Genomic DNA, 18,232 nt, shown 5'->3' on the forward strand with positions numbered 1-18,232 from the left:
TGCCGTAATCATGACTGTGTGATTTTTATCAGCCCGTGAAACTATCCGTATCTCGAAATCCCCCCTGTCTCTCTGCTGCAGCAAAGCTGCCATGGGTTGGACACGGTTCCGGCTGCATATTATGCATCCTCACGTCGGTTGTCCGCTGCAGGTGCGAGACGGCGATGTCCTCGATCAAGAGCGTGTGCGAACCGAACGTGATCAAGCGTACAGACATAGCGATCGTCGGCCGTTCGTGCCGGTTGCCCGGCGCTGCAAGCGTCGATGGCCTGTGGCAGCTTCTGAGCGAGGGCCGCTGCGCCGTCGGGCGTATCCCTGACGATCGCTGGTCGTTGGAGCGGTTCGGCCATCCACGCGCGCAGGAGCGCGGTAAGAGTTACACATGGTCGGCGGGCGTCTTGGACGACATCTGGTCGTTCGATCCCGGCGTCTTCGGCATTTCGCCCCGCGAAGCCGAGCAGATGGACCCGCAGCAGCGGCTCCTCCTCGAACTGACCTGGGAGGCCCTGGAGGATGCGGGCCTGCGTCCCTCCGCCGTGGCGGGGTCGCAGATCGGGGTGTTCGTCGGCGCCTCGTCCCTTGACTACGGAAACCTGCGCGTCCTCGATACCTCTTCGGGTGATGCCTATGCGGCGACCGGCAACACGCTCTCGATCCTGTCCAACCGGATTTCCTACATCTACGACCTGAAGGGGCCGAGCTTCACCGTCGATACCGCTTGCTCCTCTTCGCTCGTAGCGCTCGATGCCGCCGTCGCGGCGATCGCCAGTGGCCGGATCGACACCGCGGTCGTGGCGGGCGTGAACCTGCTCGCCAGCCCCTTCAACTTCATCTGCTTTTCCAACGCGCAGATGCTGTCGCGGACCGGGCTGTGCCAAGCCTTCTCGGCCAATGCCGATGGCTATGTCCGGTCCGAGGGCGGCGTCGTTCTCGTCCTGAAATCGGCGCGGGCCGCTTCGCGCGACGGCGATACCGTGCGTGGCGTCATTGCGGCGAGCGGCGTGAATTCCGACGGCCGGACCACCGGCATCTCCCTGCCTTCCGGCTACGCACAGGGTGCGCTGCTCGAACAGGTTTATCGCGAGGCCGAGATCGATTTCGATGCGGTCGCCTTCGTGGAAGCGCACGGCACCGGCACGGCGGTGGGTGACCCGATCGAGGCCGGCGCCATCGGCGGGAAGATCGGCCGGCCCCGCAAGGAGCCGCTGCCGATCGGCTCGATCAAGAGCAATATCGGACATACCGAGCCGGTCTCGGGCCTCGCCGGTCTTCTGAAGGCAAGTCTCGCCCTCGAGCACGATCTGCTGCCGCCTTCGCTGCATGCGACCGTTCTCAATCCCGACATTCCCTTCACCAAGCTCAATCTCTCGGTGGTCACCGCGCCGCTGGCGATCCCGCGTGGCCGGGGTGAGCGTTTCGCCGGCGTCAACTCCTTCGGCTTCGGCGGCACCAACGCCCACATCGTCCTCACCGACGGCGCGCCGGCCTCCGCCGCGAGCGATGCCGGGCGCGGGCCAGAATTGCTACTCCTCTCTGCCCAGAGCCGCGCCGCGCTGAACGAACTCGCTCTCGACTACGCCGATCGGTTCGAACGCGCAGATTCCGCCGAGACCGTGCGGATCGCCGCCGCCGCCGCTCATCGCCGCGAGCGACTGTCGACCCGCCTCGCCATGCCCATGAACGCAGACCTGCCCGCCACGTTGCGCGCGGTCGCCGATGCCGAGGAGACCGACATCGCCCGGGTCGGCACCGCCGTCGACCGTAGCGCCGAGATCGCGTTCGTCTATTCCGGCAATGGCAGCCAATGGGTGGGGATGGGCCGGGAGGCCTATGACCGCAACGCCATCTACCGGTCGGCCTTCGACCGGATCGACGTCCTGTTCGCCGAGATCTCGGGCTGGTCGCTGAAGGAAGCCCTGTTCGCCGAGGATCTGGCCGAGCGCATGGTCCTCACGCGGGTCTCGCAGCCACTGATCTTCGCTATTTCCAGCGCTTCGACCACGGCCCTGAAGGCCGCCGGTCTCGTCCCGTCCTACGTGCTCGGGCACAGCGTGGGTGAGATCGCGGCGGCCGAGGGAGCTGGCATCCTGAGCCTGGAACAGGCGGTGAAGGTCATCTTCTACCGCAGCCAGCATCAGGAGACGACGCGCGGCCTCGGCACCATGGCGGTGCTGCTGGCACCCGTGGAGGAAATCGAGATCTTCCTCGAGGATTATCCGAGCCTCGACATCGCCGCCTATAACAGCCCGAAGGCCGTCACCGTGGCGGGCCCGGTCGCCGATATCGACGCGGCCATGAAGGCGCTGGCGCGCAAGCGCCGCCGTGGTCGCAAGCTCGACCTCGCCTACCCCTTCCACGGCCGGTTGATGAACCCGACCGAGAAGCCGCTGCTGCGCGATCTCGCAGGATTGAAGCCGCATCCCGGCACGATCCCCATGGTCTCCACCGTGACCGGGGCAGTGCTGCAGGGCGGGGAGTTCGACGCCGGCTATTGGTGGCGCAACATCCGCGAGCCGGTGCGCTTCTGCGAGGCTGTCCAGGAAGCGACCCGCAAGGGCGCCCGCATCTTCGTCGAGGTCGGCCCAAGGGCGACCCTGCTGCCGCATATCGGCGATTGCATCGAGCCCCTCGGCATCGAGAACGCAACGGTCGGCGTCCTCACCAACAAACCCGTTGGCAGTGACCCCTTCGCCCGCGCCCTGGCCTCGGCCCTTGTCCACGGTGCCGCCGTCGACGAGGCGGCGGTCTTCGGCGAGAACCCGAAGGGCGATGTCGCGCTTCCGACCTATCCCTGGCAGCGTCGGCCGTTCCGGCTGTCGGAGACCTCGGAAGGCGTGGGCGCCGCGACGGCCCGCGCCTATCATCCGCTCTACGGATCGCGCCTTTCGGCCGACGGCCTCGAGTGGAACGGCCATCTCGACATCGCCACGGTGCCGGAACTCGATGATCACCGTATCGACGGCCAGGCGATCCTGCCCGGTGCGGCCTTCATCGAGATGGCTTTGGGCGTCGCCCGCGAGGCGATGCGCAGCGACGACGTCGTCCTCGCCGAGTTCGAAATCCAGTCGCCGATGGTCTTCGGTGAGGACGCCCTCCGCGAAGTCGCCGTGCGGCTCTCGGGCAGCGCCAACCAGATCCAGATCCTCAGCCGGCCTCGGCTGACCCAGGCGGGCTGGCAGTTGCACGCCTCCGCCAAGATCGTGGACGGCACCTTCGCGGCGCGTCCCCGGCAGGACATTGTCATCCAGGCCGAGAACGCCGTCGAGGGCGAGGCTCTCTATCGTCTCGCAGCCGCCTCAGGTCTCGATTTCGGGCCGAGCTTCCGCCAAGTGGCCCTCAGTGCCCGTGTGGACGAGACCGTGATCGTCTCCGAACTCAAGCCGGCGGAGCCGGATCCGCGCTTCGGCCTCGTGCCGGCGCGGCTCGATGCCTGTTTCCACGGCCTGATCCTGCTCTTCGCCGACCTGTTGGGCGAGGGATCGACCAAGGCCTATGTGCCGGTGCGTTTCGGCGAGATCCGGCTGATCCGGCCCGGTGCCGTCATCGCCCGGGCGATGATCCGCACGCGGCGCTGCAACGAGCGTAGCATTCTCGCTGACTTCACCCTGGTGGATGAGGCCGGCGACGTCATCGCGACCCTGCGGGAAGGCCGGTTCCAGGCCTTGCGCGCCAAGTCCGGCCAGGATCTCGCCGCCTACGCCATCGCGCAGAGGTCGGAACTCGCCACGGAGCCGACCGCGATCCCCCTCGATCGCCGCGCCCGCATCGCCGATGCGGTCCGTCCGGGCATCAAGGCGGCTCTCGCGCCCGCCGATGCTGCACTCTCGCCGGGCCATCTTCTCCTCGAAGGCTGGGCCACCTCCCTCGCCTACCGCATGGCCGAAGGGCTGCAGCGCTCAGGCACCGTCGCCATCGACGATCGTGTGCCGGAATCGATGCGGCCCTGGCTGCTGAACGCCCTCTACGCCCTCGAGAGCAGCGGGCTCGCCACCCTCGACGGAACGCGTTGGACTCTGCGCAAGGACGTGACCCTGCCCGCCCCCGACGAGATCATGCGTTGGATCGCGGCCGACCATCCCGAACTGTCCGCCGAACTGGTGCTCACGGCGGATCTCGGCGCCGTCGTCTCCCGCCTCCTCGACGGTGATCTCGCGAGCCAGCCCACCCTGTCGCAGAACGCTCTCGACGCCTTCGTCCTGCGCAGCGCCAGCGCCCGCGCATCCTCGGATGTGATCGCCGGTATTCTCGACGGCGCCCGCACCGACCTTCCGACGGACCGGTCCCTGCGCCTGCTTCAGCTCGGGTTCGGGCCGCTCTCGGCCCAGGCGGCCGCCATCGCCGATGGAATCGCCGCGCACCTTACGGTGTTCGAGACCGATCGCCGCCTCGCCGAACGCGCCCGCCTCGCCCTGCCGCGCGGCGTCACCGTGATCGAGGACGAAGCCGACCTGACGGAAGGCGGCTTCGACGCGATCCTGGCAAGCAACGTCCTGCACCGGACCGAGCGCGGCCTTCTCGGCAAGATCGCCGACGCCCTCGCCACGGGTGGGTTCCTGCTGGCGGTGGAGCCGGGCGCTTCGCTCTTCCGCGACCTCGTCTTCGGTCTGCTGCCCGATTGGTTCGAGAGTCTGGACGGGATGCCCCTGGGACGCCTCGACGACATCACCGGCTGGCAGCGTTCGCTCAGCGATACCGGTCTCGTCCGCGTCGCCGTCGACCGGGCGGTCTCGGCCAATGGCGACGATCTTCTCTTCCTCGCCGAGGCACCGGTACGGGCAAAGGCCTCCACCGGCCAGACCTTCACCTTCATCATCGGGTCGCAGGATTCCTTCGCGGCGGAAACCGCCTCGTCGCTGGCGACGCTCCTCGTCGCCGCCGGTGTCCATGTCTCTATCATCCTCGATTCCGAGCAATCGCTGCTCGAACTCGAACGCGAGACCCCCGATACGGTGGTGTTCCTCGCCGGAGCCTTCGACACCAAGGGCGACGCCGCCGACCGGTTGCGCGAACGCTGCCTCGGTCTCAAGCGCTGCGTCGAACATCTCGGGACCCGTCAGACCCGCCTCTGGGTCATCTGTCCGGGCGCGACGCGTCATGACGGAGACGCCGACGGAGCGGTGGAAGCGGGCCTCTGGGCCTTCACCCGCACCCTCGCCAACGAGGTCGCCACCCTCGACATTCGCCGCATCGATCTCACCGCGGCGATGACGAGCAAGCAGGCATCCGAGCGCCTGCGTGACGTGATCCTGTCCGGCACCACCGAGACGGAGATCATCCTCGACGCGGACGCCACCCGCGTGATCCGGTTCGCGCCGGGGCAGCTTTCACGCCGTCCCGCCTCCGATGCCGTAGCGGCTCCAGCCGCGCAGCTGGAACGCAGCGTCACCGGCGGCCTCAACGACATGCGTTGGGGACCGGCCGAGCGGCGCACGCCCGGACGCGGCGAGGTCGAGATCGCCGTGGAGGCCACGGGCCTCAACTTCCGCGACGTGCTCTGGGCCCTGTCGATGCTCCCGGAGGAGATCCTGGAGGATGGCTTCGCCGGTCCGCGTCTCGGCCTCGAAGTCGCCGGTCGCGTCGTCTCGGTCGGCAAGGGTGTCGCCGCCTTCAAGGTGGGCGACCCTGTCGTCGCCTTCGCGCAATCGGGCTTCTCGACCCATATCGTGGTGCCTGAGCTCGTGGTGGCGCCGAGCCCGCCTGGCCTCGACCCGCAGGCGGCGGCGACCGTGCCGGTCGCCTTCCTCACCGCTTATTATAGCCTCGTCAGCTGCGCCCGGCTGCGACGCGGCGAATGGGTGCTGGTCCATGGTGGTGCCGGTGGCGTCGGGCTCGCCGCCCTGCAGATCGCCAAGCTGAAGGGAGCCCGCGTCATCGCCACCGCCGGGTCGCGCGAGAAGCGTGCGCTGGTGAAGGCTCTCGGGGCCGAGCACGTCCTCGATTCCCGCTCCCTCGCCTTCGTCGACGAAGTCCGCCGCATCACGGGCGACGGGGTCGGCATCGTGGTGAACAGCCTGTTCGGCGAAGCGATGGAACGCAGCCTGAACTGCCTGAAGCCGTTCGGTCGCTTCATCGAGCTGGGCAAGCGCGACTATGTCGCCAACACCCATATCGGCCTGCGCCCGTTCCGCCGGAACCTCTCCTATTTCGGCGTCGATCTCGATCAGGTGCTCCAGCACCAGGGCGAGGACGGGGCGCGTCTGTTCCGAGAGGTGATGGCCCTGTTCACGGAAGGCGGTCTCAAGCCCCTGCCGTTCCAGCCCTTCACCGCCGACGAGGTCTCGGACGCGTTCCGACTGATGCAGCAATCCGGGCATGTGGGGAAAATCGTCATCGCCCCGCCGAAGCCGGGCAGCATCGTGGTCGAGCGCAAGTCCGATTTCCGGGTCTCGTCGGAAGGCGTCCACCTCATCACCGGAGGGCTTGGCGGCTTCGGCATCGAGGCGGCCCGGTGGCTTGCCGACCGGGGAGCCCGTCACCTGGTTCTGGTCGGCCGAAAGGGCGCCTCGAGCCCTGAGGCCAAGCAGGTGGTGGCCGATCTGGCTGTCCGCGGCGTCAGCGTCGCGGCGATGGCCTGCGACATCACCAGTCGCGAGGCGGTGGACGATCTCCTTGCCGAGGTCGAGGGCGACGGCCGCAGGCTCGCGGGCGTGATCCATGGGGCGATGGTGCTCCAGGATGGCCTCATCGCCAATCTCGACGCGGCTGCCCTCGACGCGGTCATCCGCCCGAAGGTCGTCGGCGCCGAGCATCTGGATGCAGCCACCCGCGAGCGGCAGCTCGACTACTTCGTGCTGTTCTCCTCGGCCACGACCTTCATCGGCAATCCGGGACAGGGTGCCTACGTCGCCGCCAACGGTTTCATGGAGGGGCTTGCCCGCCGTCGCAAGGCGCTGGGACTGCCCGCCCTCGCGGTCGCCTGGGGCGCGATCGGCGATGTCGGCGTACTGGCGCGCAACCGCGCGGTGATGGAGACCCTGGCCGGCCGCGTCGGCGTGACGCCGATGGATGCCCGCCGCTCCCTCGACCTCATGGCCGAGGCCCTGGAAGGGCAAGGCTCGTCACCCGACGATGCTGTCCTGGCCATTGCCTCGATGCATTGGGGCAAGGCGCGCGAGCGTCTCGCGACCATGCGCTCGCCGAGCTACGGCGATCTCGGTTCCGACCAGCAGGCGGAATCCGGCACCGTGACCGCCATCGATATCGGTGGTTTGCTCAAGAGCCTGGACCTCGATGCGGTGCGCAAGACCGTGTCCGATGCCATCGTTGAGGACATTGCCCGCATCCTGCGTCTGCCCAAGGACGATATCAGCCGTGTCCGCCACCTCTCCGAGATCGGCCTCGACTCGCTGATGGGTGTGGAACTGGGCGCCAGCCTGCAGGAGCGCTTCGCCCTCGACGCGCCGCCTTCGGGTATCTCCTCGGGCCTGACCGTCGTCGAACTGGCAGAAACGCTGATCCAGTCCGTGGCGGCGCCGGTCGACGAGGCCTCGGCGGCGGTGATGAGCCTCGCCCAGCGCCATGCCAGCGAAGGCGTGGATGTCCGCACACTCGAGCCGTTCCACGAGCTCGTCGAGCAGAACAGTCTCCAGATCAAAGAAATTCTGCCATGATCCGCGCGGCCGGCCGAAAGGCCGGTCGCGTTCGGCGGCATCGGTCAATCGGAAGATTCAACACGCATGAGTAATCCAGCCCGCCCCGACGGCGGCCGCGCGGCGCTCGCGGGCTTCGTCACCAACCGGCTCGGCCGCAATGCCAACCGGCAGGCCCCGCCCCGCCCCGAGGCGAAGGCCACGGACGCATCGGTGCAGAAATTCGAGACCCTGCCGGGCTACCGCGAGTTGCGGCTACAGCGCTCGGCCGCCGACCTGATCGGCCTCGGCAACCCGTTCTTCCGGGTCCACGAGACCAGGGCGGGCGCCACGACGCGTATCGCCGGCAAGGGCTTCGTCAATTTCTCGTCCTACGATTATCTCGGGCTCAACGGACATCCCGACGTCAGCGAGGCGGCGCGCAGGGCCATCGACGAGTTCGGCACCTCGGCCTCCGCGAGCCGGATCGTTGCCGGCGAGCGCCCCGGTCATATCCGCCTCGAACAGGCGCTGGCCGATCATTACGAGACCGAAGCCTGCGTCGTGATGGTGAGCGGCCACGCCACCAACGTCACCACGATCGGCGCCTTGCTGGAACCCGGCGACGTGATCTTCCACGATGCGCTGAGCCATAACAGCATCGTCACCGGGGCCCAGCTCTCGGGAGCCCAGCGTCGCTCCTTCGCCCATAACGATCTCAACGCCCTGGAGACCCTGCTCGGCGCCACGCGCCACGAGCATCGCCGCGCACTGATCGTGGTCGAAGGCCTCTACAGCATGGACGGGGATGCGCCGGACCTCGCCGGCCTCGTCGCCCTGAAACAGCGCTACGATGCCTGGCTGATGGTGGACGATGCCCACGGGCTCGGCGTCCTCGGCCGTACGGGAACCGGGCTCGCCGAGCATTGCGACGTGGATCCGCGCCTCGTCGATATCTGGATGGGCACGCTCTCGAAGACCCTGTCGTCCTGCGGCGGCTACATCGCCGGCCCGGCGGCCCTAATCGAGTACCTGAAATGCACGGCCGGGGGCTTCATCTACAGCGTCGGCCTGTCCCCGCCGCTGGCCGCCGCCGCCGAGGCGTCCCTTGCCCTGATGCAGGCCGAGCCGCACCGGGTCGAGCGACTGCGCCAGAACGGCCACCTGTTCCTGTCATGCGCCAAGAAGCATGGGCTCGATACCGGAACGAGCCTCGGCCTCGCCGTGATTCCCGTCATTGTCGGCGATTCGCTGAAATCGGTCACCTTGTCGGACCGCCTGTACAAGCGCGGCATCAACGTGCAGCCGATCATCCATCCGGCGGTGCCCGAGCGCTCTTCGCGCCTGCGCTTCTTCATCACCTCCGAACACACGCCGGAGCAGATCCGCGAGACAGTGACGGCCGTGGCCGAGGAACTCGCGGAGATCGAGAAGGGCGGCTCCCTCATCGAGCAGCTGATGGCCAAGCGCGGCAAGCCCTGAGAGCACCCTGCCCGGCTCCGCCGTGCAGACGGCGCGGCATCGCCCGCGACGGGTGTGATCCTGAGGCCGGCACCATCGGCCGGATGGCGCGACCCCGAAGCCGGGGCCGCCGCTTCGCGGGGGGCCGCCCGTAACGGTCGAGCGATCCGCCGATCCGCGATTACAGGCCTTCCCCTTCAGAAGGCACCGCCAACGCGGACGCCGGTCGTGATCGGCTGGGACGCGGCGGCGAAGACTGAGAGAACCTTCTTGATCTCGGTGAACGGCGCGTTCGAGACGTAGACCATATCGCGGTTGCGCATGCGGAAGGCCTGGGTGAGGAACAGGCTGTTGGGGTCGCGCATGTCGAACCGATAGACCACGGGGACGAGCGGCGTGCCGAGGAGCGGGCTTCCGGGCTTCAGGCGACGGACCACCGGCGCCGGCTCGAAGCGGAACAGGAACGTGCCGGTGGGGTCGGCATCGGCGTCGCTCTGGCCGCGCGCCTTGGCCAGCGCCTGCGCTAGGGTGATGCCCTCGGCCTGGAACGGAATCTCGTTGGAGGTGCCCAGTGCTCCGATGGCCAGGAAGGTCTGGGGATCGCGCACCAGGGTGAGGTTGTCGTTGGGGCGCAGGTAGATGTTCTCTTTGGGGTTCGACACCACCGTCGTCAGCGGCACCGTTGCCGTCCTGCCGTTGCGCGACAGACGCACGAAGGTTTCGCTGACCGGGGCTTTCACACCACCGGCGGTAGCGATGACGTCGAGGATGCGATCGCCCTGGGTGCCGAGCGGAACGCGGGCACCGCCCACCGCCTCGCCGCCTACCGTGACGGATTGCGAGACCGGGCGGCTTACGGTGACGATCACCTGAGGCTGGATCGCCTTGCCGGCGAGCTCGGTCTCGATCAGCGACTGGACGTCCTGGGCGCGGCGCCCCGCGACCTTGATCCGGCCGGCATAGGGGACCGAGATCGCGCCATCGCGCGAGACGACCTGCTCGGGCAATTGCGCCGCCTTCGAGCCGGCGGACATCGAGTTGACCGTGAGCGGTCCGGAATAGAGGCCACCCGATCCGGCTTCGAACACCGAGACGGCCACGGCGTCGCCAATGCCGATCACCGCTTCCGAGGGCATGCGTCCATCCCCGAACGAGGAGAGCAGGCTGTCGAGGGGGCGTCCGCGCAAGGCCTCCACCACCGCGGCGTTCACGTCGATGAACTCGTAGCGGGCGAAGGTCCCCTCGCTCGTCGTCTGATCCGCGCCGTCCACCACGGCCGAGGTCGACGGACCGGCGGCGGGCAGGAAGGCGTTGCAGCCGGACACCGTGACGGCGATGGCAATGGCCAGGGTGGCTTTGGGAAACATCGAACTCTCCTAGACCCGCCCCCGCGACGAGTGCCTTGTCAGATCACGTGTCGGGTCGGCGGATACGCACCGTCCGTCATCTCCGGTCTCGCTGGCTGGCCACGTGGGCCTGTGCGAGAGCGGACCTTTCGAACGGTCCACCATTCATAGCGTCAAAACTCTTCGATCGTTTAACGATCGCTCTACTATCGCATGGTCGAGCCGATGCGCGGTCTCGCGTCGGTCACGTTCGTGTCAGTACGATGGTGAGGCGATAGCCGATCCGGCCTCGTCTGCCGAGCGCTCCCCGATGCGGAACCGGAGGAAACGACCGAGTCCGTCGGCGCTCATATCGATGCGCTGCGGCGTTTCCCTGAACGCTCCGAAGCCGAAGATCGCGTAATCGGTAGCTGTATCGCCGAAGCCGGGCGTGCAGGTCGGCAGGGATGGGGCGTGATCGCCATAGACGCACAGGATCGCATCGCGCCTTTCCAGACCTTCGATCAAGGTCTCGACGGCCCGGCCTGTATGGGCCACGTGGTGGAGATACTGGTCCAGCGGCTCGGTGATGCCGTCGAGCCGCCCGGGTTTCCACGGCCCATGGTTCTCCATGGTCACGGCGAAAACGAAGACGGGCTCTTGCACCGCATCGACCTCCGCCAGGATGCGGGCCGCGACGGCCTCATCGGCGATATAGGGCCCGATTCTCGCGGCCCCGATGAAATCATCCTCCATCACCAGCCGGGTGAAACCGAACCGCCGCATCACCTCGGCGCGCTGGAAGAAGTCGCGGTGGAAGGGATGCACGAACACGGTGGCGTACCCTGCCCCCGATGCAAGCCGGGCAAGGCTCGTCGGCTCGTCGCCACCGCCGCTGAGATAGGGATCGTAGCGCCCGAACCCGAGGCTTTCCGGTTCTCGTCCGGTGAGGAGGGCGTGCTCCGTCCGCATCGTGTAGGCACCGTGGGCCTGGACCGTCAGCCGGCCATAGCGCGAGGCACGGTGGCGGATCGTCTCCATCAATGGCAGATTCGGACCGCCGAGCCGGGCCGGATCGACGAAGGATTCGAGCTGGACGACGACAATGAGCGGTGCCGGAGCGGCCGGTCCGGGCACAGCGGTATCGTCCGGTTCGGGCTCCGGCACGTCGCTGGTCCAGCGCAGGGTATAGGCGATGATCGTGGCCGGCAGCCCGTAGCGGGCGCAATCCGCGTCGAGATCGGGTCGGGGAAACCGGGTCGCGAGCCATGGCGCCGCCATTCCTGTGGCGAGGCCGGAGGCCAATCCGACCAGGAGGCAGGGCAGACCGATAAGCGAGACGACGGCGACGCTCGGCTCTTCAGGCAGCGCGCTGGGCTCGATCCAGTACCACAGGGCGACGACGGCGAGGCTTGCCCCGAGGGGTACAGCCATGCGCGGGTCGGTGATCGGTCTCGTATAATAGAGGTCCGGATGGCGAGGCACCTGGCGCAACAGGGCGAAATCGCTGAAGACCAGCGGCTCGCCGATCACCGCCTGCTTCAACCGGCTGACCACGACCAGGATCGCGACGGTGAGCAGGCAGGAAAAGGCCGCGAGCCAGGGGCGCCAGGAGAAGCAGAACCAGAATATCGTCAGGAGCGCATAGCCGCCAAGTCGTACGGCCAGCTCGCTGGGGCGTCTGCCGATGGGCCGCCGGCCCGCACCATCCCACGCCTCGATGGCGAGGGAGCCGATCAACGCCAAGGTGAGAGCGGCGAGCAGAGTCATCACTTGTCGCCGCCTCGCCCGATCCCCCGTCGCGCCCGGATCAGGCGGACGATGGGGTTCAGAACAGCGTAGCGTAGGCGCATGACGGTCTGTGCCCTGCGACTGAGGGCGAGCTTCGAGGGGGCAGCGGCCTCTCGGCTCTGGCTCAGCCGCTCGAGGAGTTGCTCGGGCGTGCACGGCTTCATCGCCACGGGATCGAGATAGAGCGGGTAGACGAGAAGCGCTCCTGCGACGAGTTCGTCGAGGGCGAGCCGCCGCCCCCTGTCGGCGCCCGGTGCGAGATCCTCGGTGAGCCCCCAGCCGGCATAGAAGGGCCGGCCATGGACCGCCACGCTCAAGCCTCGGATCAGCGCCTCGAATCCGGCAAGCGAGGTCATTGTCTCCACATGGTGCGCCCGGTCGAGGAGGTCGACGATGGAGAGCCCCGCCACGATCCTGTCGGCCAGGGCCAGAACCTCGGCCTCCGGGATCGCGCCCGGCCGGAAGCCGGCCTCCACGTCGGGATGCGGTTTATAGAGTAGGAATGCCCCCGGATTACGGCTGCGGGCCGCGCGCAGGAGTTCGAGATTCGAGCGGACATGCGGTGAGCCGTGGCGCACCGAGGCATCGTCCTCGACCTGCCCCGGCACCAGCACGATGCGCCGATCCTCGGGCCAACCCGATGCATCTCCGGCGAGCCCGACATTGTATTTCGTCAGGCGCCGTTCCACCACGAGCCGGCGCAGGAGCGAGGCCCTGACCACGAGCTCGGGCGAGAAATCCTCGTTCCTCAGGATGCGAGCGAGGCGGCTTTCGGTGCGGGGGTCGTAATAGATGCCGCTGTCATCCACGACGATAGAAGCGCCCGGCTGCAGGCTCGCTCCAAGCCCCACCGACCGCAGGAATCCGTCCTCGATCCGGGCCAGGGGAATACCGTGCTCCGCGCAGAGCGACGGCAAATGTGCCGGCATCCGCGTCGCCCAGGCGAGGATGCGGGCCTTTCCGGCTTGTCCCCTGCTCCTCGCCTTCGCCACCGCCTCCTCGGCATTCATGGCGTAAACAGGCTTACCCGCCGGTCCGCCGACGAAGACATCGAGGGCCGGCCGCTTCCAGCGCGAGATGCCGACGAGGACGGTGAGGCTCTCGTTGTCGCGGAACCGGCGCTCCAGCCAGGCCACCCGATCGCGGCATTCGCCGAGGGTGATCGGCTGCCGAGTCCAAGGGTCGAACGCGTGGATCCCGGCCTCGCCACCGAACGGAACTCCGTCAAGGGTGAAGCGCAGGCTGGACAGACCCCTTTCGGGAGAATCGTAGGGACTGAGCAGAGGCCCCGGTTCGACGGTGAGGAGCCGGCGACCCGCCATTTGCAGGCACCGCCCGGCAAGCCCGCGCCGTCCCCATATCACCCCGATGGCGCCCGGAGCCCAGGCTTGAGCGAAGGCGAGACCGGTCACGGATTCGATCTCGGCTCGCAGAGCCCGAATCGGCCGGCTCGTGGCAAGCAGAGGCCGGGGCACCGACGAGGCGGCCGGGGGGAAAGGTGGCGAGAGGTCTGGCAACGGTTATGGCGGATCCGGTTATGCGGGGCCGCAGGCATACGACGATCCGTGCCGTCACGCGATCCGATCTCGTGAGAGAACGGGCAATCGGAGCGTTCGAGTTCGGGATCTCAAAGGCGTCGCCAGCGCGTCATGTTGCAGACACATCACGCGGCCAGGAATTCCGTTAAGGACCCCGTGCTACCCAATTGCCGCAATGCACCATCCGTGCGATCAGGGCTCTCACGTGCCCATTCGACACGCCCTCGCCGGGCGCAGGAGCAAGCACTTTCGCATGTTGCCGACACGCGTAGACACGACACGCGAGAGGCCAGCGACCTTCCTGTTTCTGCAGGGGATCGCGTCGCCCTTCTTTGCGGATCTCGGCCAAGCGCTCCTCAAGCGCGGCCATCGGGTTCGACGTATCAACTTTTCATCGGGCGACTGGCTGTTCTGGCGCCTCGGCTCCGACAATTATCGCGGCCCTCGCGACGGCTGGGATGCCTATATCGCCGGTTATATCGTCGAGCACGGCGTGACCGATATCGTGCTGTTCGGCGATTGTCGGCCCTATCACGTCGCGGCGCGAGAGGCCGCAAGCCCCCTCGGCGTTCGTATCCACGTGTTCGAGGAAGGCTATCTGCGGCCGAACTGGGTCACGTGCGAACTCGGCGGTGTGAACGGCCATTCCTCGTTGCCTCGCTGTCCCGACGAGATCCGCGCCATCGCCCGCCGCCTGCCGCTGGCCGGCCGCGCTATGCCGGCGAGCGGCGACATGGCCCGGCGTAGCCTGTGGGATGTGGCCTACAACGTCGCCAATATCGGCTTTCCCTATTTCTTCCCGCATTTCCGCAGCCACCGGCCGATTCATATCGCGGCGGAATATGTCGGTTGGATCAAGAAGTTCGCCGGCCGGGCCAGTACACGCCGCCAGGCGCGGGAACTCAATGAGATCTATCTGGCGCGCAAGCACGAGTATTTCCTGCTGCCATTGCAGCTCGACAGCGATTACCAGATTCGCATCCACTCGCCTTTTCTGGGGGTCGAAGGGTTCATGGACCGAGCCATCGCGTCCTTTGCCGCCCATGCCAACACCGCTGCGCGCCTTCTGATCAAGCTCCACCCCCTCGACAGCGGGCTGGTCAATTGGCGCAAACACGCCAGGAACTCCGCCCGGCGTCATGGCGTGGAAGACCGGCTCGATTTCATCGATGGCGGCGACCTGCCGAACCTCATCGCCGGCAGCCGAGGCGTCGTCCTGGTGAACAGCACGGTGGGGATGCTGTCCCTGGAGCTCGGCCGTCCGACGGTCGCCGCGGGTGATGCGATCTACAACATACCCGGCCTCACGCATCAGGGTGGGCTCGATACCTTCTGGACGAAGCCGGAAGCTCCCGACATGCAGCTGGTCGCGGATTTTCGTCGGGTCGTCTTGCATCGGACCCAGGTGAATGGCGGATTCTTCTCCCGTCCGTCGATCGACCGAGCCGTGGCGGGGAGCGTCTCGCGCCTCGAAGCCCGTCTGCCTGCACCGGCCCTGGCCGCCGCAAGGGTGATTCGCGAGCGCACGACGACGACGCCGGAACTCGCGCCGGTCTACTGACCGAGCGCCGCCGGGCTTCGACCCATTCCGGAGACGGTGCGCCCCGATATCGGTACGGCATCATCTTGTCCGAGAACGGGTTCCCGCTTGCCAGGGTGATGCTCTAGAACAGGCCTCATGCCCGTCATTCTCATCACTGGTGCGTCGAGCGGTATCGGCGCGGCTCTGGCCCGGCATTACGCCGCGCCCGGCACGCATCTCGTTCTGAATGCGCGTGGCATCGACAGGCTGAATACCGTCGCCGCCACGTGCCGCGACCTCGGCGCAACCGTGGCGACCCGGTCCCTCGACGTGCGCGACAGGCAGGCCGTGGGCGAATGGCTACGCGAGACGCACGCGGTGACGCCCCTCGATCTCGTCATCGTCAACGCCGGCATCAACGGCGGCCATCCCGGTGGGGATATCGAGACCGAGGCGATGGCGTTCGAGACCGTCGACGTCAATCTCAACGGCGCACTGAATGTCGCCCTACCCTGCGTGACCCTGATGCTGGCGCGCGGGAGCGGCCAGATCGCCCTGATCTCGTCTCTCGCGGCCTTCGCGCCCTTGCCCGACGCACCGGCCTATAGTGGTACCAAGGCGGCTTTGCTCGCCCACGGATTGGCGCTGCGCGCCAAGCTCGGTCCGCGTGGCGTCCGGATGAACGTGGTGACTCCCGGTTACGTGAAAACCACCATGGGTGGGGATTACGAGGGCTGGCGTCCGATGGAGATGAGTGCCGAGGAGGCGGCTGTCCGCATCGCGCGCGGCCTCGCCCGCGACCTCGACATCATCGCCTTCCCCGAGCCCCTCGCCTCCCTGGCACGCGGATCGGCCTTGCTGCCGGAGAGCCTGCGACGCCGCTCCATGCGCGGTTTCCGGTTCAAGGTCGGGCGTAGCAAGCGATGACGCGCCCGCGCATCGCATTGTTCGTGCTCGAAGCGTTGCCGAATGCCCGTGCCGCCCGCCAGTTCGTGCAGGACCATGCCGGCGACATCGCCTTTGTCGGGCTGTCGAATGCGGAGCGTCCGAACTCGGGTGGTCTCACCGGCCAGGTCCGGCGCCACCTCGCCCGGTCCGGCCCGGCATTCCTGCCCTATCTCGCGGTGAATTTCGGCCTGCCCGATCTGCTGGCTCCGGCATCGGGAATGCTGCGGCGCTTGACGGGGGCTGGACATGTGGCCACTGCGACGCCGCTCAAGGCATTGTGCCGGACGCTCGGTATTTCGACCCTGCGCATCGATGACGTCAACGGGTCGGATGTGACTCAGGCCTTCGACGCCCATGTGCCGGACCTCATCGTCGCGTTCCATTTCGACCAGATCTTTTCCGCCGCGACCCTGGCATTGGCGCCGCTTGGAGGAATCAACGTCCATCCTGGCCTGCTGCCGCGCCATCGTGGGCCGGTGCCGACGATCCACGCGCTGGCAGAGGAGGTTCCCGGCTTCGGCGTCACGATCCATCGCTTGACGCCAGCAATCGACGCGGGGGCGATCCTCGCCCAGGAAGCATCGGACTTTCCGTCCGGCACCACCGCCACCCGCGCGGCGATCCTGCTGCACGAGAGGGGGCGCGTCCTCCTCGATGGGGTGCTCGACGATCTCGCCGCAGGTATCCTAGGCGAAGGCATGGTGGCGGAGGCCCTGCCCTACTGCCCGTTCCCGGACCGGGCGCTGCTGGCGGGTCTCGCGAGACAGAACCGAAAGCTCGTCGATGGCGCCGATCTGCGAGCCGCGTTGAGCGTGCACGCGACGACTTGAATGCGCCCACCGGCCGGAGCAGCCGGATTGATATCATGAGAAAACGGCCCGGTCCTGGGGACCGGGCCGTTTGAGGGCTTTCGCTGTCGTTTTACTGCCGAAGCGAAGACCGCTCCGGCAGAGTCGAACCTCAGAGGCCGCCGAACTTGTAGTTGAAGCCGGCCTTGATGAGGTTGCCCTCGGTGCTGAAGCGCGAGGTGTAGGAACCGGTGGAGGGAGCGCCGAGGCCGGTGTTGTTCACCAGCACGTTGCGGCTGCCGAGGTCGTAATGCAGGTACTCGGCCTTCAGCGTGATGGCGCTGGCGCCGATGAAGCTGCCGATGAAGTTGAAACGGTTGAGGAAGCTGTCGGTGGGGATCGCCCACTCGATGCCGCCGCCATAAGCGTAGCCGGTCTCCATGTCGTTGTAGCGGCCGGCATAGGCCAGAGCGCCGGCGCCGTTGAAGAAGTTGGCGCCGTAATTGACGTTGCCGTAGGCGAAGCCGCCGGTGCCGTAGACGAGGACCGTGTCGAAGGCGTAGCCGATGCGGCCCTGGACGGTGCCGAGATAGTCGAGGCGCTGGCGCAGGTTAGCGGGATTGAGGGGGCCTCCAACCGTGCTGCTGGGGCCGAAATAGGCGTAGCTCTTGCTGATGTCGGTCCAGGTCACGTCGGCGTTGACGCCGAGGACGAAGCCCGAACCGGGGGTCAGCTGATAGTTGTAGCCGATGCCGCCGCCGACATTGCCGATACCGTCCTGCTCGGAACGGAACGTGCCGGGGCGGCGGTCCAGACGCACGTTCTCGCGCGTGTTGAATTCGTTGCCGGTGGTGCGGATCGTCTGATCGTCGCTCCAGGCGTAGGAGCTGTGGGTGCCGAGATAGAAGCCGGTCCAGGTGAAGACCGGGACGGGCGAGAAGACCGGCGGGGGAGCGGCGCGGCGCGGAAGATCCGCGGCCGAAGCGGCGCCGGCCAGAAGAACGGAGGCGGTGCCGGCGAGAAGAAGCTTCGCGATCATGATGAGGATGTCCGTGGGGGCTGACCTTGAGGTCAAATTAGCCCCTCTCCCGCGGCTCGCCTATGACCCGCGAGCCACACCCTAACGTAGAAACGAGCGTCGTCGGCCGATCTCCATCGATACGGAGGCGGCGCCTTTAGGAATTTCGTTCGACGGGGCGAAAAGCCGAAGACATCGAGATCGGTAACGTTTCGATCATCTTTGCTTCAACGCTGAGCCTCCTGCCGACATCGTGCCGGTCTTAGGTGAATA

At 67.3% G+C, this 18,232-nt stretch carries 9 protein-coding genes; 5 read left to right on the forward strand and 4 right to left on the reverse strand.

Going from position 1 to position 18,232, the window contains the following annotated elements; genetic code table 11:
* Positions 1 to 164: 164 nt before the first annotated feature.
* Together ACYQOP_RS23415 and ACYQOP_RS23420 are read left to right on the forward strand one after the other, a co-directional pair.
* Positions 165 to 7,610, forward strand: coding sequence for an SDR family NAD(P)-dependent oxidoreductase (locus ACYQOP_RS23415; protein WP_461224442.1), 7,446 nt, complete (start codon positions 165 to 167; stop codon positions 7,608 to 7,610).
* Positions 7,611 to 7,676: 66 nt separating this feature from the next.
* Positions 7,677 to 9,050 carry an aminotransferase class I/II-fold pyridoxal phosphate-dependent enzyme gene (locus ACYQOP_RS23420; protein WP_207412130.1) on the forward strand — a complete coding sequence of 458 codons (1,374 nt, stop codon included), beginning with the start codon at positions 7,677 to 7,679 and terminating at the stop codon, positions 9,048 to 9,050.
* A 176-nt stretch (positions 9,051 to 9,226) separates the two neighbouring features.
* Here ACYQOP_RS23420 and ACYQOP_RS23425 read toward each other — a convergent pair whose 3' ends face one another.
* From ACYQOP_RS23425 to ACYQOP_RS23435, 3 genes are all read right to left on the reverse strand, one after another.
* A complete protein-coding gene (locus ACYQOP_RS23425; protein WP_461224444.1) occupies positions 9,227 to 10,396 on the reverse strand; it encodes a polysaccharide biosynthesis/export family protein in 1,170 nt (389 codons plus the stop codon).
* Positions 10,397 to 10,630: 234 nt separating this feature from the next.
* Complete coding sequence (locus ACYQOP_RS23430; RefSeq protein WP_461224446.1) at positions 10,631 to 12,124, reverse strand: LTA synthase family protein; 1,494 nt, start codon at positions 12,122 to 12,124, stop codon at positions 10,631 to 10,633.
* Positions 12,124 to 13,662: a capsular polysaccharide export protein, LipB/KpsS family gene (locus tag ACYQOP_RS23435; RefSeq protein WP_461224448.1), complete on the reverse strand. Its 1,539-nt coding sequence runs from the start codon at positions 13,660 to 13,662 to the stop codon at positions 12,124 to 12,126. The genes ACYQOP_RS23430 and ACYQOP_RS23435 overlap by 1 nt, the downstream gene beginning before the upstream one ends.
* Before the next feature lie 274 nt (positions 13,663 to 13,936).
* Here ACYQOP_RS23435 and ACYQOP_RS23440 point away from each other — a divergent pair, with 274 nt between their 5' ends.
* From ACYQOP_RS23440 to ACYQOP_RS23450, 3 genes are all read left to right on the forward strand, one after another.
* Entirely contained in the window at positions 13,937 to 15,244 is a 1,308-nt protein-coding gene (locus ACYQOP_RS23440) for a capsule biosynthesis protein (protein WP_207412133.1), read from the forward strand.
* Positions 15,245 to 15,361: 117 nt separating this feature from the next.
* Positions 15,362 to 16,132: an SDR family NAD(P)-dependent oxidoreductase gene (locus ACYQOP_RS23445; RefSeq protein ID WP_461224450.1), complete on the forward strand. Its 771-nt coding sequence runs from the start codon at positions 15,362 to 15,364 to the stop codon at positions 16,130 to 16,132.
* Positions 16,129 to 16,983, forward strand: coding sequence for a formyltransferase family protein (locus ACYQOP_RS23450; protein WP_461224452.1), 855 nt, complete (start codon positions 16,129 to 16,131; stop codon positions 16,981 to 16,983). Before ACYQOP_RS23445 ends, ACYQOP_RS23450 begins: the two co-directional genes overlap by 4 nt.
* 130 nt (positions 16,984 to 17,113) lie before the next feature.
* Here the strand turns inward: ACYQOP_RS23450 and ACYQOP_RS23455 are convergent, their stop codons facing one another.
* Entirely contained in the window at positions 17,114 to 17,980 is an 867-nt protein-coding gene (locus ACYQOP_RS23455; protein ID WP_056429153.1) for an outer membrane protein, read from the reverse strand.
* Between the last annotated feature and the right edge of the window lie 252 nt (positions 17,981 to 18,232).

Source organism: Methylobacterium sp. CM6247 (assembly GCF_054817925.1).

Excerpts from the sequence above, each read along its gene's own strand:
- ACYQOP_RS23445 (WP_461224450.1), top strand. The coding sequence starts at position 15,362 with ATGCCCGTCATTCTCATCACTGGTGCGTCGAGCGGTATCGGCGCGGCT.
- ACYQOP_RS23455 (WP_056429153.1), bottom strand. The coding sequence starts at position 17,980 with ATGATCGCGAAGCTTCTTCTCGCCGGCACCGCCTCCGTTCTTCTGGCC.
- ACYQOP_RS23415 (WP_461224442.1), top strand. The coding sequence starts at position 165 with ATGTCCTCGATCAAGAGCGTGTGCGAACCGAACGTGATCAAGCGTACA.
- ACYQOP_RS23420 (WP_207412130.1), top strand. The coding sequence starts at position 7,677 with ATGAGTAATCCAGCCCGCCCCGACGGCGGCCGCGCGGCGCTCGCGGGC.
- ACYQOP_RS23440 (WP_207412133.1), top strand. The coding sequence starts at position 13,937 with ATGTTGCCGACACGCGTAGACACGACACGCGAGAGGCCAGCGACCTTC.
- ACYQOP_RS23425 (WP_461224444.1), bottom strand. The coding sequence starts at position 10,396 with ATGTTTCCCAAAGCCACCCTGGCCATTGCCATCGCCGTCACGGTGTCC.
- ACYQOP_RS23430 (WP_461224446.1), bottom strand. The coding sequence starts at position 12,124 with ATGACTCTGCTCGCCGCTCTCACCTTGGCGTTGATCGGCTCCCTCGCC.
- ACYQOP_RS23450 (WP_461224452.1), top strand. The coding sequence starts at position 16,129 with ATGACGCGCCCGCGCATCGCATTGTTCGTGCTCGAAGCGTTGCCGAAT.